Raw genomic sequence first — 17,498 nt, 5'->3', positions numbered from 1 at the left:
TGAGTATTAGCGATGGAAAAAGGTATCCACCCCGAGATAGCGGGTGAAAGCTTCATGCAGCACCTCTGCGCTGGCGGAATGGTTCATTGCCACGTGATGCTCAAAGCCATTACGACAAATCCAGGCCAGTAGGTTCTCCAGATGAGGTACCTGGATTACCGCTCGGCAGCCGACAGTGTCCAGCGGATCGTCAACCGATAGCCCTTCACCGACGTAGGCTTTGATTTCGCCGGTTAAATCGTCGGTACTCAGGCGGAAGTAGGTCAAGGCACCGCTTTTCATACGACCGTGAACTGCACCGCAGGTGTTCTCTTTACCGACGGTGGTACCGATGATATCCGCCGTCCCCATCTTCGGGCTGTCCAGACTGGCTGATGCGAAATTACCGCAGTGAAAAAGAACGCATTTATCACGATCGTCGCCGAAATTATTGTTCCAGTCGGCAATGGACGCTGGACTTAAGTTGCTGCTGGCGAGGGCGTACATTGACAACGCGCCCATCACATCCACTTCGCAGGCACTGGGCATTAACTGCCCGGACATCACGCTCATGATTGAGCACACGTTGATGCCTAAATTTTCCTGCAGCGATGTCCAGCACTGGATGGCAGTCGTATCAATATCATTAGCGATGACCCATTCGCTGATAACGACAAACAGTTTTGCCATGGTGACCAGTTTGTCGGCTGGAATGGCGCTGGCGTCGGCGTTATCCATCAACAGGCGGCGTTTTTCATCCACCCGGATATCGTCGTCGCGCAGTCGTTTGATGCGGGTAAAGACTTCAGACAGATCCAGTGTTTCGACGGCAATACCCAGTCTCTCGAGCAATTTTTCGCTGTAACGGACGGTATTAAACCCGGCTGGACGTGCGCCGATAGCGCCGACGCGAACTCCGCGCATGCTGGCGACCACGCGACAGATTTGTTCGAAACGTTTCAGGTCTTGTGCAAACACCTCGCCTGACAGGTCGCAGACATGCTGGGTGGTTAGCGTAAACGGAATACCGTACTGGCGCATGTTATTGCACAGGGAGATCTTGCCGCAGAAGCTGTCACGGCGAGTGGCAAGCCCCATTTTATCCAGGTTGTCTTCCTGCGCCTGGATCAGAACCGGGATATCTAAACCGGAAAGTCGCAGCGTTTCCGCTATCGCTTTTTCATCGCCAAAGTTCGGCAGTAGTACCACCACACCGTGAATCTTGTCGCGGTGAGCGCGGAAAAGTTCAGCACAAACTTTCGCATCCTGACGGGTTTCAACACCGCCGAGTTCTGTCTGCGTTTCGTTGAGCATTATGGTGTTAATGCCCAGCCGCTCAAAGAGCACGCTGGCTTGTTCGCGGGCTTCAGCAACCAGATAGCTCGGGAAAAATCCCCGATTGCCAATAATCACCGCCATGGTCAACTGATGAGGAATTCGTGACATCGCTTTCTCCAGTAAGTGTTCTGTTGTTGTTATTGTTTTATCGTGTTGCCAGCAACAGTGCGGTGGCGTTTTTCACGACACCCGCCGCGTCAATTTCATGGCGTGCGCGCGTTGCTGCACGATCGGCTGCGATTGCATATTGGCCATCGGCAATCCCCAATCTACGCAGTGGAATAGCACAGCCAGCTTCTGCCAGCACTTCAGCCACCAGACTTCCCACGCCGCCATTAATGTTATGTTCTTCCACGCTAACCACTGCCTTGCAGTGGGTTAAAGCTGCCAGTAACTGTTGGGTATTGCAGGGACGAATTGACGGTACACTGATTACGCTGGCGTCAATACCCGCCTGTTCCAGCACTGTGGCAGCCTCGACAATTTCATGCACAGTTGAGCCCATTGCCACCAGTGCGACATCTTTTCCTTTGCGCAAAATATCGATATTACCCGGCGCGAACTGGTAGTTTTCGTCGTGTAATTCGGGTAAGGCTTTGCCATCCAGGCGAATATAAACCGGACCTATGTGGCTTAAGGCGTAGTCGAGAATCTGTCGGCATTCCACCGGACAGGACGGGGCGTAAATCTCAATATTGCCAAAACCGCGTAGCACGGAAATATCATCAATGCTGTGGTGCGTACTGGCGAGCGGTCCGTAGCTGGCCCCTGCGTTCAGGCCAATCAACTTCACGTTGGTATTGTTGTAGCAAATGTCGACTTTAATTTGCTCATTGGCCCGTGAAATCAAGAAGGGCGCAGCGTTACAGGTGACGGCGATTTTACCGCCCAGCGCCAGTCCGGCAGCAGCACCGACCAACGTCTGTTCGGCAATACCCACGTTGACCAGACGACCGGGAAATTCCTTCATAAATGGGGCGATTTTTGCTGTTGATGTTGAGTCAGCCACCACCGGCACAACATCCATTCCACGTTTGACCGCGGCAATTAACGTGTTCACCATGACGGTGGCGAGGTGTTCGCTATTACGCATCTTTCAGTTCCTCCAGCGCCAGTTCAACTTCTTCTCCTTTTGGCACGCGGTGGTGCCATTCCGGGCGGCCCTGGATAAAAGAGATCCCGGCTCCTTTGGTGGTGTGTGCAATGACGACATATGGCTTGCCTTCAGGGGTTAATCCTTCCAGCGTGCGCACCACATCGCTCATATCGTTCCCGCGACACTCTGTGACTTGCATACCGAAGGCTCGCCATTTTTCATCCAGCGGATCGGTGTTCATGATCTCTTTGGTTGATCCGGCAAGCTGGAGGTTATTTTTGTCGTTGATGATAATCAGGTTATCCAGTTTATAGTGGGCAGCGACCAGTGCTGCTTCCCAGTTGCTGCCTTCGGCCAGTTCACCATCACCGGTGACGACAAACACCCGGCGTTTGCTGTTGCTGCGTTTAGCCGCCAGCGCAATCCCTACTGCAACCGGCAGACCGTGACCAAGAGCTCCGGTATTCAATTCAATTCCTGGCGTTTTATGTTTTACCGGATGCCCCGGCAGATGCGAATCAGCGTGTTGATAGGTCGCCAGCCAGTCCACAGGAATAAAACCGGCTTCAGCCAAGACACAGTAGTAACCGCCCACAGCGTGACCTTTTGACTGGATGTAGATATCGCGCTCGTCGCTCTCTTTAATCTCCGGGGAGCAATTCAGGATGCGAAAATAGAGTGCTGTCAGCAGTTCAACCTGCGACAGGTCTGCGCCAGTGTGCCCGCCAGCCGGGCTTTCAGCATTCAACACGATAATGCGGCGACGCACGGCACGTGCTTTCTTTTCTAGCTCAGGTATTGAGAGCGAAAACGGATTCATAAGACACCTCTTGAATGTTTAATCTTGAATGAATAAATATTCCATGTGAGTGCAGTAGTGCAACTGTCTCTCTACCCACCACGTAATCTGCAGATAAAACAGTCAGTCGTTATTGGCTAGAATAAATATTCACTACTGATTTATTATTCACGATTAAAGATATGCCTTGTCTGGCGGTTTGTCTACGGCTTGTGCCACCAAATTTTGGAGAAAAGAGAAAAGGATCACACTAACGTGATAACTGGAAAGGTACTGATGACTTGTTATCTATTCAGGTATGAATAAAAATAACAGGCAGTTTATCAGGGGGAATGCCATGTCAAAGCAGGATGAACAGCGGTTGCTGGTTAAGATTGCCACGCTTTACTACGCCGAAAATAAAAAACAGTCTGAAATCGCCACGCTGCTGCATTTGTCGCAGTCCTTTGTCTCCCGTGCTTTAACGCGTTGTCAGAAAGAAGGGCTGGTGAAAATCACCGTCGTACAGCCGACCAATATCTTTGTGGCGCTGGAAAAAGCCATTGAAGAGCAGTTTGGTATTCGTCAGGCGATTGTCGTGGATGTCGGTGACAACCCCAGCAATACGCAAATTAAGCATGCAATTGGCAGCGCGGCGGCGCATTACGTTGAAACCCGCTTGCGAGCCGAGGACCTGGTTGGAATTTCCTCCTGGAGTAGCACCATTCGCTGTATGGTCGATGAGATGCACCCGCAAAATATCCGTGCGGCGGGGGTGATCCAACTGCTGGGCGGCGTAGGGCCGAATGGTAACGTGCAGGCCACGATTCTTACGCAACAGTTGGCAGCGCACCTTGGCTGTCCGGCCTGGCTGCTGCCTTCACAAAGTATTGAGCATTCGGTTGAAGAGCGTACACGGTTGGTTAACAGCCCTGACGTTGCCGCGGTGGTTGAAAAGTTTGCTGAAGTGGATGTGGCAATTGTCGGTATTGGCGAACTGGAGCCTTCTCAATTGCTGAAAAACTCAGGCAACTACTACAACGAAGAAATGTTGCGACTGCTCGCCGAGCGCGGCGCAGTAGGCGATATCTGTCTGCATTATTACGATGCAGCAGGTAACCCGGTACTCAGCCATGAGGAAGACCCGGTCATCGGAATGGAGCTTTCGCAGATCCGGGAGTGTAACCACGTGATTGCTTTGGCTGGTGGTGTGGAAAAACAGAATGCGATACGCGGGGCATTGCAGGGGAATTATATTGACGTATTGATCACCGACTACCCGACAGCCCGCAGTCTGGTGAAAGGGTGATGTCACGGTGAGTTAAACAATTGACAGCCCCAGGAGGCCCCTGGAGCTGTCTGGTTGTGCATATCAGACTTTTCAGAGGGGATTACTGACTTTCCATCGCCGCCTTTTGTGCTACCACCGCGGCTTTTTGCTGCATCCGGTTTTGCATCTGGTCGATGATGACCGCGACGATAATCACGATACCTTTAATCACCATTTGCCAGAACTCGCTGACGCCCATCATCACCAGACCATCGGCCAGAAAACCAATAACGAAAGCGCCAATCAGCGTGCCTAAAATCGTGCCCCGTCCACCGGCCAGTGACGTACCGCCGAGAACCACTGCGGCAATGGCGTTCATCTCAAATGCCGTACCGTTGGCCGGATGGCTGGCGGAAAGCTGTGCCGAGACCACAATTCCAGCAATCGCGGCACACAGTCCGGATAGGGTATACACCCAGATTTTCACCTGTTTTACTTTTACCCCTGACAGCTCAGCAGCGCGTTCGTTATCCCCGATGGCGTAAACGTGGCGACCAAAAGGTAGACGACGAGCGACGTAAGCAATGACCAGTGCCAGCACAATCATCATCCAGATGGCCCACGGAATCCCAAACAGTGTACCGGCACCAATCTCATCAAAACCGGTATTGCCGAGCTGCGGATTGCCGGAAAGCCCGGGAAAGGTTTGCCCATCGGAGGTCAGCATCGCCGCCCCGCGCAAAACGTACATGGTTCCGAGCGTACAAATAAACGGTGCGACGTTATAGTGGGTGATGATCCAACCATTCGCCGCGCCAATCAGCCCACCAATCAACAAGACGACAGGCACAATCACCCAGACGCTGGGGAAAATTGCGATGCCGAACATTGGCAATACAATGCCTTTAGTGATTAGCCATCCCGCGACCATGCCGCACAGCCCAAGCGTAGCGCCAATTGAGAGATCAATCCCGGCGGTAATAATGACAAACGTGATCCCCAGAGCCAGAAAGGCGTTAATGGCGATATGCTTGATCATAATGACCATGCTGCCGCCAGAGAGAAATCCCGGTACGGTGAAGGCAAAGAACCCGACGATTAAAAACAGTGCAATAAAAGTGCGCAGTTTTAGGATTAGTAGCAGGATATTTTCCCGAGAGAAGGCGACTGTGGAGCGAGGCGCGATGGCGGCAGATTGTAGTGTTTTCATATCAGAACCCCTGAGCACTTGCGGTTACCAGCGCCGATTCTTCGGCACGATCGCGGGCGATATCGGCAGTTAGCTTGCCGCCGGACATCACCAGAATGCGGTCAGAAACCGCCATAATTTCTTTTAAATCTGAGGTGGAGAAGACCACAGCAATACCCTGCTGGGAAAGCTGGACCATCATGCGGAACACATCGGCTTTCGCCCCGACATCGATGCCGCGTGTGGGTTCGTCAAGAAATAGAATTTTGGGATTGGTGAGCAGAGAGCGACCAATCACCACTTTTTGCTGGTTCCCTCCGCTCAGCGCCTGAATTTCAACCTCTGGCGAGGAGACTTTTATCGACAGATTGCCAATTGTGCTGGCGACCACGGCCTCTTCATCTTTGCGGGCAATGGCAAAGCCACGTTGCAGACGCCGCCAAAGGCTGGCAATAGTCAGATTGGTGGCGACGGATGAAATGGGGAAAATCCCCGTGCGCTTGCGATCCTCCGGCACCAGACTCATTCCCATACGGATGCGATCGGCGGTGGTTAAGCGCTGCGGGACCGGTTTGCTGTCGAGCCACAGTTTTCCGAGGTAGTTGCGCTCAGTACCTAACAAGCACTCGAACAATTCGGTTCGCCCAGCCCCCATAAGTCCATAGATACCGACAATTTCACCGGCGTGAACGTTAAAGGTGACGTCATTGACGACTGCGCTGCCAGCGGTATTCACGCAGGTGATATGTTCAGCTTCCAGAACCGGAGCTCCAAACGTGCGGCCGGGTTCGAGAAAGTTGCTTACCGGATCACTGCCCAACATCTCGCGCACAATCCACGGGACATCGATGTCGCTAACCTTGGCTTCGGCTTGAAATTTACCATCGCGTAAAATAGTGATCACATCGCCAATTGCCATCAATTCTTCGAGGCGATGGGAGATATAGATTATCGACACGCCCTGGCGAGTAAGTTCACGGATCACGCGAAACAGAATCTCGACTTCAGTTTTACTGAGCGCTGAGGTGGGTTCATCAAGAATCAGGATATCTGCATCTTCAGCCAGTGCTTTGGCGATTTCGACCAACTGTTGCTGCCCTACTTTGAGATTGCCAACCTGGTCGCGCGGTGATATCGGCTGATCGAGCCGGGTTAATAATTCCGCGGTGCGTTTCTCTTGCTCGGCCTCATTAATGGGGGCCACGCCTTTTTGAATCTCCCGACCGAGGAAAATGTTTTCCGCGACGGTGAGGTTCTCAAACAGGTTTAACTCCTGATGCACCATACCAATTCCATGTGCCGCAGCATCCCGGGTGCTGGCAAAGCGCACGGGATTTCCATTGAGCGACATCTCACCGCTACTGGGTTGCTGAACGCCAGCGAGGATCTTCATCAACGTCGATTTCCCCGCACCATTCTCACCAATAATCACATTCACCTTGCCACGCCAGACCTGGTAATCGACGCTGTCCAGCGCAATTGTGCCGGGAAACAGCATTGAAATGGCATGCGTGCGCAGGATGATGTCATCAGCTGAGGTATTGCGCATTAGTGAGCCTCCTGTTCCAGCGTCAGTGCTGCTGCGTTTTCCGCTTTTCCAGCATTCAACGTCACGGCAAACAGCACCGTGGCAGTTTTCCCTTGCCAGCTAGTGTCAACGGCGGGTAACTGTTTCGCCGCTTCACGGTTATAAGCCCGTGACAGTTGGGCAAACTGAACCTGGTTAGTAAAATCTTCAAACTTGAAACCACTGGCATCGCGAATAGCATTGCCACGCATTACCGGGCCAATCTGAATCGTGACGGGCATATCATTGACCCTCACCACGATGGTGTGCTCTCGCCCATTGGTGGTGTCGACGCTATCAATCTGGCTGGTCAGGCGTACAAACACGCTTTCAGGAGCGGGTGAGGGGGCCTTCAGGCGAGTGGTCAGCGCTGAAGCATCCAGAACATGTTGCTGTGCCGCTTCCAGGACGCGGGATTGCCAGGTTTGTTGCGCGATCTGATCGGGAGTCTGGTTGTCGAAACTGGCTTTGGCCTGAGGATCGGCCGGGATAATTGGTTTGCCGTTTTCGTCGAGGTCAACTACCGTACAGGCCGTCAGCAACAGGGTGGCGCATCCAACCAGCGCGGCACCCCATTGTGTTAACGACATAGTGCCTCCGCTTAGTGGCTCAGGTTGAACTTGTTCAGCTTGCTGGCATTGGTTTCGTCAATCAGCACGCAATCCATGAGCTGTTTTTCTTCTTTCTGGGCTTTGCCGTTTTTCAGATAGTAATCCGCCTGCTCAACAGCCATTTGTGCCTGCTGCCAGCCGGGCTGCAGTACTGTCGCTTTAATATTGCTTTTATTAATGATTGAATCGCGGGTGTAGTCGCTGCCATCAAAACCGACCACGATGACATTATTTTTCCCCGCCGCTTTTAATGCGGCTTCTGCACCCAGCGCCATAGTGTCGTTACCTGAGATCACACCTACGATATCTGGGTTGGTTTGTAGAATGGCTTCCATTCGGGTAAAGGCTTCGGTTTGGCTCCAGTTTGCCGTCTGCTGGGCTACCATTTTCATGTCCGGATAGTCATCGAGTACATCGTGATACCCCTGCGAGCGTACATGGGCGTTGGTGTCGGATTGACGTCCCAGCAGTTCAACGTACTTCCCTTTTCCGTCCAGTAACCTGGCGAACTTCTCTGCGCCGAGCTGTGCGCCTTGATAGTTATTCGACACGATTTGCGCCACCGCGATGCCGGTTTTATTGATTTCGCGATCGATCAGAAAAGCAGCTACACCCGCTGCTTTGGCTTTTTCCAGCGGCCCTACGGTGGCATCTGCACCTGCATTATCGAGAATGATCGCTTTCGCTTTACGAGCAATAGCAGTCTCAATCAGTTGGTTTTGTTTATTGACGTCATCATCATGAGAGGCAACCAGCGTGGCGTATCCCAGTTCTTTTGCTTTGGCGACTGCACCGTCGGCTTCGGCTTTAAAAAACGGGTTATCGTGAGAAGGGGTAATAATCGCAATCAGTCCGTTGTCGGCAGCATACAGCGAACCCGATGTGGTAAGGATCGAGGCCAGTAATACGGATTTAATCAAGGTCTTGTTCATCTCTTTCTCCACTTTGAATATTTATTCAAATATGATTTATTATTCAAGTTAACGATAAGTCGAGATAATCGAACTGTCTACGATTTGCGCAGCTAATTTCTTAAAAAGAGAAAAGGATCACGATCCTGATGGTGAGAATGGAAATAGCGTCACGATATTTTTATCACGCTGAAACCAATGAACGTTAACTTCTTGATTGCCGAGGTTTGCCGAAAATGACGGCATGATTTGTAATGTTAATTGCTGAGTCGTGAGTGCGGTGATTTTTGCGCTGGTGAAACCTGGTAGCCCCGATGCCTGATTGGAAAACGCCTTATACAGGCTCTCCTTTGCGCTGAATACCAGGGTTAAGGCGAGCGGAAAGGGCAGGCAGGCATGCTGCAAAATCTGATGTTCGTGGTTATCAATAATGCCATCAGCCAGCTCAACTGCGGTTTGTGGTGTAAAAATAGCTTCTATATCCAGCCCAATGGGATGCGTTGATACGACCGCCAGCGCCGTTGTTGCGCTATGGCTGATGCTGCCAAACAGATCCTGCGGCCACAATGGTTGGCGTTGCACACCGATGCCGGGCACGGTTTTGTGGCCAAATTCACGCAGTGCGTGGACTGCAGCAATACGCCCCGCTAAGTGCTCAGCTTTACGCTTACGCCCACTGGAGTGGAGCTGAGTGTGGTGGGGGAGCCAGAGCAGGTCGTGCTCATGGAAAGTGTCGGGATCAAATTCGACAATGTGCAGCGTATGATCTGCGAAAGGGAGCGGGATGTGCGTTGTGTGCATGATTTCTTACGGTTTCCCTCTCCCCGCAGCGAGGAGAGGGAAAAACATTATCAGAAGTGTGTGTTAACGCTCATGAACCACGTCCGGCCCGGTTCGTTATAGGTGTGCGCGCCTGCGCCCGCCATATAGTTCCCGGTCACGATATCGCCCGTGGTCTGGGCATTCCCTTCACGCCATAAACGTTTGTCAAAGACGTTATCCACGCCGCCGGTCAGGCTGACGTTTTTCGTCACATCCCAGGTCGCACTCAGGCCTACGATGCTGTATGGGCTGACTTCACTGGCCGAGCTACCGGTAACGGGTTTACCCTGGTAATCGTATTTTTTCGGCTGCTGTTTGCCGTACCAGGTGAAGGTGGATTGCAATGACAGATCTTCACGTGCCTGCCAGCTCAGGGTCGAGTTCAGCGTGTATTCAGGAATAATCGACAGACGCTCGCCGGTCTCTTTATTCTTACTTTGCAGCATGTAGGTGATGTTGTTAGTCCAGTTAACGGTTTCGCTAACCGGCACGTTCAACGTCCCTTCCAGACCTTCAACTACCGCTTTAGGAATGTTTTCCCACTGATAGATATCGGTATAAGTCGTTTTCCCTTTGTTGGTGATAGACGTTCTGTCGAACGGGACTGTACCTGCTTCAATCTTGTTACGGTAATCGTTGCGGAACCAGGTTACCCCAGCCAGCCAGCCGTCGCGTTTGAACTCCAGACCAATCTCTTTGTTGATACTGGTTTCGGCCTTCAGATCATCGTTGCCCATCATATAGCAACCAATACCGGTCGCTGAGCCAGTGGCGTAGCAACCCTGACCTTTACTGTACAGAATGTAGTTCGGGTTGAGCTGATACAGGCTTGGCGCTTTATAGGCGCGCGCAATCCCCATCTTCAGGGTGAAGTCATCGCCCAGACCTTGGGAAAGGTTCAGGGACGGACTCCAGTTATCGCCCACAATGCTGTGATGATCGAAACGCAAACCTGGCGTCAGCATGGTGCTGTCGGTCAGTTCCATGTTGTTTTCAGCAAACAGAGAGAAAATCTCTGCGTCTGAGTACGGGCTGCGGTTGGTGCTGCTGGACCCTGGAATATCACCGCCCATAAAGGTCTGCGAATTGGACAACATGTCCTTCATGCGCTGCTGGTTCCATTCGGTACCGAGCGTCAGATTTTGGTTAACCAGCAGATCTAACGGAATGCTGATTTCACTGTGCAGCATGACGTCACTCAGGTCGGCGTCGAGGTATTTTTGTGACGCATTCGGGTCGAAAATCCCTTCGGTACCCCCCGCCAGGCCCTCCGGCGTACGGGAGTTACGCGTATGTTCATACTGCACCCAGTTACTGGTAGTGACGCCGTTATCCCAGCCGCCGTTCCAGGTCAGAGAGTAGTTCTGGCGGTAAAGACGGTTGGTCTCTTTCCCGTAGTTATCTTTCACCAGTTGGTTGGTGTTGGTGTTTTGAGTGTCGCCCGCATACAGGTTGCCCTGACGGCTATAGCCAGCTTCCAGTTCCAGTGACTGGAGCGGGGCGAAATCCCAGCGAACCACGCCGTTAATGTCTTTGTTGATCACCCCTTCACGACCGGCCGGTAAAGTATTTGAATACGTGCCGGTACGTTCTGACTGATGACCCTGGTTGATATCCCACGCGTCGGCCTGGGTTTTATCGAGATTACCGTACAAACGGAAGCTGAAATCCCCGCCCAGCGGACCGTTCAGGCTAAAGTTGGTGCGTTTGGTCGAACCTTCGTCTTTATGTTCCGGGGCGTTGAAATAGGTATCCCAGGAGCCGTGCCATTCGTTGCTGCCTTTTTTGGTGATGATATTCACCACGCCGCCAGCCGCACCGTTGCCATAGCGTGCCGCGGCAGGACCGCGCAGCACTTCAATACGTTCGATCATTTCTGGTGGCACCCAGGCGGTATCGCCGCGGGTATCACGCTCGCCGCGCCAGCCCTGACGCACAGAGTTACGGCTGGTTACCGGTTTGCCGTCGATCAGAATCAGGGTGTTTTCCGGCCCCATGCCGCGAATATCGATTTGGCGGTTGTTACCGCGTTGACCGCTGGTTGAGTTACCGGTCAGGTTGACGCCTGGCATGGTACGGATGATTTCCGACACATCGCGAGCGGGAGGATTCTTACGAATTTCATCAGCGGTAATGGTTGAAACGCCCGGTGCCTGCAGGTTCTGCTGGGCGGCGGTAACCACGATGGTGTCTTCATGAGAGACAGCGGCGCTATCGGTTTGATCTTCTGCCATTGCTGGCAGGGCTACCCCGTAAATCCCTAAATTGACCAATAAGGCCAGTGAATGAATCTTGTTGTTCATTGTATGTCCTGCTGTTCTTTTAGCCACGAGTACCAATGTGCCGTGGTGCGGCATTTGGTCTGATGTCGCCCGCATCCGCGTAAACCCTCCATTCCAGAAAAAGTACGCAGCGCCAGGCCGGTTTATAAGTGGTGAAAAACTGTGCGCGCTTCCCACAGCGCGACAATACGCTATTGCAAATGCAAATAGTTATCAATAATATTATCAATATATTTCACGCTAGATCATAAAATTTGACAATAAACATGGGGTTATGGCGGTGACGACGTTAAAGATGGGAAGCGAGGCGTGGTGGCAGTCAAAAAAAGGCCCGGAGTGGGAGCGTGAAGACAACGGAAATTATCGGGTAACCTTCTGGTGGCGCGACCCGCAGGGAACGGAAAAAGAGTCAGCCATTCATCGCGTATGGGTCTATATCACCGGCGTCACCGACCACCATCAAAATGCCACCCCGCAGTCGATGCAACGCATTGACGGAACAAATGTTTGGTGCTGGAGTGTTTCCCTCAGCGCCAACTGGCGCGGCAGTTACTGTTTTATCCCAACAGTACGAAATGATATTTTTGCCGCGCAGACGCCGGGCGAAGCGCCTGACCGAACCGTGCTGCGTGAAGGCTGGCGGCAATTGTTGCCGCAGGCTATTGCCGATCCCCTCAATCCGCAGAGCTGGCAGGGCGGTCGTGGCCATGCGGTGTCTGCGCTGGAAATGCCTGATGCACCTGTACAACCGGGATGGGATCGACCTGAAAACCCCGACTCACCCGCAGTTTGCCTGCAATGGCGTAGCGCCAGGCTCGGTAATACACGCCGCGTGTGGGTGTTTACCACTGGTGAAGCCCAACCGGAAGCGCGTCCGCTGGCCATCCTTCTGGACGGACAGTTTTGGGCACAAAGTATGCCGGTCTGGCCTGCGCTGACTTCACTCACCCATCGCGGACACCTCCCGCCCGCCGTTTATCTCCTGATTGATACCATCGACACGGCTCACCGCAGCCGCGAATTGCCGTGTAATGCGGATTTTTGGTTGGCGGTACAGCAGGAGTTATTGCCGCTGGTGAAGACCACGACCGCGTTCAGTGACGACCCGCAGCGTACCGTCGTCGCTGGGCAAAGTTTTGGCGGGCTGTCATCGCTATATGCCGGGCTGAACTGGCCTGCGCGCTTTGGCTGCGTGCTCAGCCAGTCGGGCTCTTATTGGTGGCCGCATCGTGGTGGTCATCAGGATGGGGCGATCGTTGAGCAACTGAAGAGCGGAAAGATAAGCGCTCAGGGGCTGCGTATTGTCCTGGAAGCCGGGATCCGCGAACCCATTATTTATCGCGCAAATCAGGCGCTATATGCCCAGTTACCCTCTGCACCACAGTCTATTTTCTGGCGTCAGGTTGATGGTGGACACGATGCGCTTTGCTGGCGCGGCGGACTGATGCAAGGGCTGATCACGCTCTGGCAACCGCTTACCGACACGATTTAACCGGACGATGTTCCACGACAGGAGTTGAGTATGGAATTCAGTAACCCCTTCGATAATCCGCAGGGCCAGTTTTACATTCTGCAAAATCCCCAACGTCAGTTTAGCCTTTGGCCGCAGCAATGCTCACTTCCTGCTGGCTGGACGGTCGCGTGCGAACCCCAATCACAGGAAGCCTGCCAGCAATGGCTGGATGCCAACTGGACCACGCTAACGCCAGCGAACTACGTCGATGTGCAGGAGGCTCCATGACTCAACGTTTACCGTTAGTTGCGGCTCAGCCGGGGATCTGGATGGCAGAAAAACTCTCCACATTGCCCTCAGCGTGGAGCGTGGCGCACTACGTAGAATTAACCGGCGAACTGGACGCACCGTTGCTGGCGAAAGCGGTAGTGGCGGGTCTACAGCAGGCCGATACCCTACGGATGCGGTTTAGCGAAGATAACGGCGAGGTCTGGCAATGGGTAGACTCTGCGCTTGCCTTTGCGCCACCAGAAATTATCGATCTGCGCGAAAAATCCGATCCGCATGCGGCAGCGCGCGCCTTGATGCAGGCAGACCTGCAGCAGGACATCCGTGCTGATGGCACTAAGCCGCTGGTTTTTCACCTGCTCATTCAGGTGGGAGAAAAGCGTTGGTATTGGTATCAGCGTTACCATCATCTGCTGGTTGATGGCTTCAGTTTCCCTGCCATTACCCGCCAGATAGCCGCAATTTACCGCGCATGGCTGCATGGCGAGCCCACGCCGGAATCACCTTTTACGCCATTTTCTGAGGTGGTGGAAGAGTATCAACAGTATCGGCAAAGCGATGCCTGGCAACGCGACGGCGCCTTCTGGACCGAGCAGCGAAAGCAACTCCCACCTCCGGCTTCGCTGTCTAACAAACCCCTGCCAGGGCGGTCGGCCAGCGCGGATATTATTCGTCTGAAGTTAACCGCGCCTGAAGGGGAGTTTCGCCGGCTTGCGGCACGTATGCCAGACGTTCAGCGTGCGGATCTGGCCCTTGCGCTGGTGGCGCTGTGGCTCGGACGTTTATGCAGCCGAATGGAATATGCCGCCGGGTTTATCTTTATGCGGCGTATGGGGTCGGCGGCGCTCACGTCCACCGGACCGGTTTTAAACGTCCTGCCATTTGGCGTGCAGTTGAATGCGGCAGAAAGCTTGCCTGCACTTGCCCAACGACTGGCCGCACAGTTGAAGAAAATGCGCCGACATCAGCGATATGATGCTGAGCAAATTGTTCGCGACAGCGGGCGCGCAGCCGGTGCTGAACCGCTGTTTGGCCCGGTACTGAACGTGAAAATATTCGACTATCAACTGAATATTCCTGGCGTTCAGGCGCAAACCCATACGTTGGCGACAGGTCCGGTGAACGATCTGGAGCTGGCGCTGTTCCCGGATGAAAACGGCGGGCTGAGTATTGAAATCCTGGCCAATAAACAGCGCTACGATGCCGCGACGCTGGCGCAACATGCATCGCGTTTAACCGCGCTTATCGCGCAGTTTGCCGACAATCCGTCGCTATGCTGCGGCGATGCCGGGATGCTGTTGCCGACAGAACATGAGCGGCTGGCGAAGATTAACGACACGACCGTGGCGATCCCGTCCACCACGCTGAGCGCGCTGGTGGCACAGCAGGCCGATAAAACGCCGGATGCCCCGGCGCTGGCTGATGCCCGCTATCAGTTTAGCTATCGTGAAATGCGCCAACAGGTTGTGGCGCTGGCGCGCCGCCTGCGCGAGCGTGGCGTACAGCCTGGTGACAGCGTTGCCGTGGCATTACCGCGTTCCGTGTTCCTCACGCTGGCGCTGCACGGTATTGTTGAGGCGGGAGCCGCCTGGCTGCCATTGGATACCGGATACCCGGACGATCGCCTGCGGATGATGCTCGAAGACGCGAAGCCAAAATTGTTGATCGCGACCGAAGAGCAACTGGCGCGCTTTAGCGATATTCCGGAGCTGGAAAGTCTGTGCTACAACGCGCCGCTGCCAGAAGAGGATGCTGCACCGCTGGCGCTATCTCAACCTAATCATACGGCCTATATTATTTTTACTTCCGGTTCTACCGGCAGACCAAAAGGGGTGATGGTTGGGCAAACCGCCATCGTTAACCGTTTGCTGTGGATGCAAAATCACTATCCACTGACCGCGGATGATGTGGTGGCGCAAAAAACGCCGTGCAGTTTTGACGTCTCGGTATGGGAGTTTTTCTGGCCGTTTATTGCCGGGGCAAAACTGGTCATGGCAGAACCTGAAGCGCACCGCGATCCGCTGGCGATGCAGCAGTTCTTTGCGCAGTCAGGGGTGACGACCACGCACTTTGTTCCCTCTATGCTGGCCGCTTTTGTTGCTTCACTGACGCCGGAAACCGCGCGGGAGAGCTGTGCCTCGCTGAAACGGGTATTCTGCAGCGGCGAAGCCTTACCTGCAGATTTATGCCGCGAATGGGAACAGTTGACTCATGCGCCACTGCACAATTTATACGGGCCAACGGAAGCGGCAGTCGATGTGAGCTGGTATCCGGCCTGGGGGGACGATCTCGCTGCCGTAACGGGCAATAGCGTGCCGATTGGCTATCCGGTATGGAATACCGGTTTACGGATCCTGGACGCCATGATGCGCCCGGTGCCCTTTGGCGTGGCAGGTGATCTCTATCTGACGGGGATCCAACTGGCGCAAGGATACCTGGGGCGAGCGGATCTAACCGCGAGCCGCTTTATCGCCGATCCATTTAACCCTGGTGAACGCATGTACCGTACCGGGGATGTGGCGCGCTGGCTGGAGAATGGCGCAGTGGAATACCTCGGGCGCAGCGATGACCAGCTTAAAATTCGCGGACAGCGCATTGAGCTCGGTGAGATTGATCGGGTGATGCAGCAGCTGCCAGATGTCGAACATGCCGTAGCCCACGCCTGCGTATTCAACCAGGCGGCGGCGACAGGCGGCGATGCACGACAGTTGGTGGGGTATCTGGTGTCGCAATCGGGGTTACCGCTAGATACGTCTGCATTGCGGGAAACTCTGCGTGAAAAACTGCCTGCGCATATGGTGCCGACGGTATTGTTGCAACTGGCGGAGCTGCCGCTGAGTGCAAACGGTAAACTGGATCGTAAAGCGCTGCCGATGCCGCAGTTGACGTCGCGTACGTCAGGACGTGCGCCGCGAGCAGGGACTGAAACCGCCATCGCGCAGTCTTTTGCGGCTTTGCTGGATTGCGAGGTTAATGACGTAGAGGCTGACTTCTTTGCGCTTGGCGGACATTCGCTGCTGGCGATGAAACTGGCAGCGCAGTTGAGCCAGATTTTTGAGCGTCAGGTAACGCCTGGGCAAATAATGGTGGCTTCTACTGTTGAACAACTGAGTGCACTGCTGGAGAGCAATGATGATGAACAGTCGCAGCGTCTGGGATTCGAAACGCTGCTGCCGCTGCGTGAAAGTCATGGCCCAACGCTGTTTTGCTTCCATCCGGCGTCGGGTTTCGCCTGGCAGTTTAGCGTGCTGTCGCGTTACCTCAGTCCGCAGTGGTCGATTATTGGCATTCAGTCGCCGCGACCGGATGGCCCTATGCAGACGGCGGAAAACCTTGATGCGGTATGCGAACATCACCTGGCAACGCTGCTCAGCCAGCAGCCTCATGGTCCCTATTATTTATTAGGCTACTCGCTGGGGGGGACGTTGGCGCAGGGAATCGCCGCACGCTTACATGCCAGAGGAGAGACAGTTGCATTCCTGGGGCTGCTGGATACCTGGCCGCCGGAAACGCAAAACTGGCAGGAAAAGGAGGCCAATGGGTTGGATCCCGCGGTACTGGCCGAGATCGAGCGTGAACGTGAAGCGTTTCTGGCAGCGCAGCAGGGGAATGCGTCAGAGGCCTTATTTAATGCTATCGAAGGTAACTACGCCGATGCGGTTCGCCTGCTCACCACGGCACACAGCGTGCCGTTTGCTGGTCACGCCACGCTGTTCGTCGCTGAGCGCACCTTAGTGCCGGGGGTCAGTCCTGAACGCAGTTGGTCACCGTGGATATCCAGTCTGGATGTATATCGTCAGGACTGCGCGCATGTCGATATCATAACTCCTGAAGCGTTTGAGAAGATTGGGCCTGTCATGCGTGACCTGCTCCAAAATATCCAATAAACGTCATCGGGTCAGCGTGTTAAACGC

General features: G+C 54.0%; 13 protein-coding genes. 4 read left to right on the top strand and 9 right to left on the bottom strand.

Annotated features, from left to right (window positions below; translation table 11 throughout):
• Positions 1 to 6: 6 nt before the first annotated feature.
• Genes OGV93_RS06675 through OGV93_RS06665 form a run of 3 tightly spaced genes read right to left on the bottom strand, consistent with a single transcriptional unit; the run spans position 7 to position 3,233 of the window.
• Positions 7 to 1,425: an L-fucose/L-arabinose isomerase family protein gene (locus tag OGV93_RS06675; RefSeq protein WP_101699792.1), complete on the bottom strand. Its 1,419-nt coding sequence runs from the start codon at positions 1,423 to 1,425 to the stop codon at positions 7 to 9.
• A 37-nt stretch (positions 1,426 to 1,462) separates the two neighbouring features.
• A complete protein-coding gene (locus OGV93_RS06670; RefSeq protein WP_047358064.1) occupies positions 1,463 to 2,410 on the bottom strand; it encodes a transketolase family protein in 948 nt (315 codons plus the stop codon).
• The gene (locus tag OGV93_RS06665; protein ID WP_016152181.1) at positions 2,403 to 3,233 is read right to left on the bottom strand and encodes a transketolase; all 831 of its coding nucleotides are present in this window, start codon (positions 3,231 to 3,233) and stop codon (positions 2,403 to 2,405) included. The genes OGV93_RS06670 and OGV93_RS06665 overlap by 8 nt, the downstream gene beginning before the upstream one ends.
• A gap of 316 nt (positions 3,234 to 3,549) precedes the next feature.
• On the opposite strand from OGV93_RS06665, the gene OGV93_RS06660 reads away from it, so the two are divergent.
• Positions 3,550 to 4,500: a sugar-binding transcriptional regulator gene (locus tag OGV93_RS06660; RefSeq protein ID WP_047358065.1), complete on the top strand. Its 951-nt coding sequence runs from the start codon at positions 3,550 to 3,552 to the stop codon at positions 4,498 to 4,500.
• 82 nt (positions 4,501 to 4,582) lie between these two features.
• Here the strand turns inward: OGV93_RS06660 and OGV93_RS06655 are convergent, their stop codons facing one another.
• From OGV93_RS06655 to OGV93_RS06630, 6 genes are all read right to left on the bottom strand, one after another.
• Positions 4,583 to 5,671, bottom strand: coding sequence for an ABC transporter permease (locus tag OGV93_RS06655; protein ID WP_016152183.1), 1,089 nt, complete (start codon positions 5,669 to 5,671; stop codon positions 4,583 to 4,585).
• A gap of 1 nt (position 5,672) precedes the next feature.
• On the bottom strand, positions 5,673 to 7,199 hold the full coding sequence (locus OGV93_RS06650; protein ID WP_287109458.1) for a sugar ABC transporter ATP-binding protein: 1,527 nt from the start codon (positions 7,197 to 7,199) through the stop codon (positions 5,673 to 5,675).
• Entirely contained in the window at positions 7,199 to 7,807 is a 609-nt protein-coding gene (locus OGV93_RS06645) for a DUF2291 family protein (RefSeq protein WP_016152185.1), read from the bottom strand. The genes OGV93_RS06650 and OGV93_RS06645 overlap by 1 nt, the downstream gene beginning before the upstream one ends.
• Positions 7,808 to 7,818: 11 nt before the next feature.
• Positions 7,819 to 8,760, bottom strand: coding sequence for a D-ribose ABC transporter substrate-binding protein (locus tag OGV93_RS06640; RefSeq protein WP_016152186.1), 942 nt, complete (start codon positions 8,758 to 8,760; stop codon positions 7,819 to 7,821).
• Positions 8,761 to 8,877: 117 nt separating this feature from the next.
• Positions 8,878 to 9,540, bottom strand: a complete 663-nt coding sequence (gene entD, locus OGV93_RS06635; RefSeq protein WP_047415103.1) for an enterobactin synthase subunit EntD — start codon at positions 9,538 to 9,540, stop codon at positions 8,878 to 8,880.
• 50 nt (positions 9,541 to 9,590) lie between these two features.
• Complete coding sequence (locus OGV93_RS06630) at positions 9,591 to 11,864, bottom strand: TonB-dependent siderophore receptor (protein ID WP_016155941.1); 2,274 nt, start codon at positions 11,862 to 11,864, stop codon at positions 9,591 to 9,593.
• Between the two features lie 253 nt (positions 11,865 to 12,117).
• Here OGV93_RS06630 and fes point away from each other — a divergent pair, with 253 nt between their 5' ends.
• Genes fes through entF form a run of 3 tightly spaced genes read left to right on the top strand, consistent with a single transcriptional unit; the run spans position 12,118 to position 17,471 of the window.
• On the top strand, positions 12,118 to 13,335 hold the full coding sequence (gene fes / locus OGV93_RS06625; RefSeq protein WP_269518570.1) for an enterochelin esterase: 1,218 nt from the start codon (positions 12,118 to 12,120) through the stop codon (positions 13,333 to 13,335).
• A gap of 30 nt (positions 13,336 to 13,365) precedes the next feature.
• On the top strand, positions 13,366 to 13,584 hold the full coding sequence (locus tag OGV93_RS06620) for an MbtH family protein (protein ID WP_016152190.1): 219 nt from the start codon (positions 13,366 to 13,368) through the stop codon (positions 13,582 to 13,584).
• Positions 13,581 to 17,471 (top strand): enterobactin non-ribosomal peptide synthetase EntF, encoded by a 3,891-nt coding sequence (gene entF / locus OGV93_RS06615; protein ID WP_131380892.1) that lies wholly within the window; start codon positions 13,581 to 13,583, stop codon positions 17,469 to 17,471. The genes OGV93_RS06620 and entF overlap by 4 nt, the downstream gene beginning before the upstream one ends.
• Positions 17,472 to 17,498: the final 27 nt, after the last annotated feature.

This window comes from Citrobacter sp. Cb031 (assembly GCF_030336725.1).
Lineage (GTDB): Bacteria > Pseudomonadota > Gammaproteobacteria > Enterobacterales > Enterobacteriaceae > Citrobacter > Citrobacter braakii.
The sequence above is the reverse complement of the archived record's forward strand: the minus strand, read 5'-3'. Positions and strand labels throughout refer to the sequence as shown.

Excerpts from the sequence above, each read along its gene's own strand:
- entF (WP_131380892.1), top strand. The coding sequence starts at position 13,581 with ATGACTCAACGTTTACCGTTAGTTGCGGCTCAGCCGGGGATCTGGATG.
- entD (WP_047415103.1), bottom strand. The coding sequence starts at position 9,540 with ATGCACACAACGCACATCCCGCTCCCTTTCGCAGATCATACGCTGCAC.
- fes (WP_269518570.1), top strand. The coding sequence starts at position 12,118 with ATGGCGGTGACGACGTTAAAGATGGGAAGCGAGGCGTGGTGGCAGTCA.
- OGV93_RS06655 (WP_016152183.1), bottom strand. The coding sequence starts at position 5,671 with ATGAAAACACTACAATCTGCCGCCATCGCGCCTCGCTCCACAGTCGCC.
- OGV93_RS06650 (WP_287109458.1), bottom strand. The coding sequence starts at position 7,199 with ATGCGCAATACCTCAGCTGATGACATCATCCTGCGCACGCATGCCATT.
- OGV93_RS06645 (WP_016152185.1), bottom strand. The coding sequence starts at position 7,807 with ATGTCGTTAACACAATGGGGTGCCGCGCTGGTTGGATGCGCCACCCTG.
- OGV93_RS06665 (WP_016152181.1), bottom strand. The coding sequence starts at position 3,233 with ATGAATCCGTTTTCGCTCTCAATACCTGAGCTAGAAAAGAAAGCACGT.
- OGV93_RS06620 (WP_016152190.1), top strand. The coding sequence starts at position 13,366 with ATGGAATTCAGTAACCCCTTCGATAATCCGCAGGGCCAGTTTTACATT.
- OGV93_RS06660 (WP_047358065.1), top strand. The coding sequence starts at position 3,550 with ATGTCAAAGCAGGATGAACAGCGGTTGCTGGTTAAGATTGCCACGCTT.
- OGV93_RS06670 (WP_047358064.1), bottom strand. The coding sequence starts at position 2,410 with ATGCGTAATAGCGAACACCTCGCCACCGTCATGGTGAACACGTTAATT.
- OGV93_RS06675 (WP_101699792.1), bottom strand. The coding sequence starts at position 1,425 with ATGTCACGAATTCCTCATCAGTTGACCATGGCGGTGATTATTGGCAAT.
- OGV93_RS06640 (WP_016152186.1), bottom strand. The coding sequence starts at position 8,760 with ATGAACAAGACCTTGATTAAATCCGTATTACTGGCCTCGATCCTTACC.
- OGV93_RS06630 (WP_016155941.1), bottom strand. The coding sequence starts at position 11,864 with ATGAACAACAAGATTCATTCACTGGCCTTATTGGTCAATTTAGGGATT.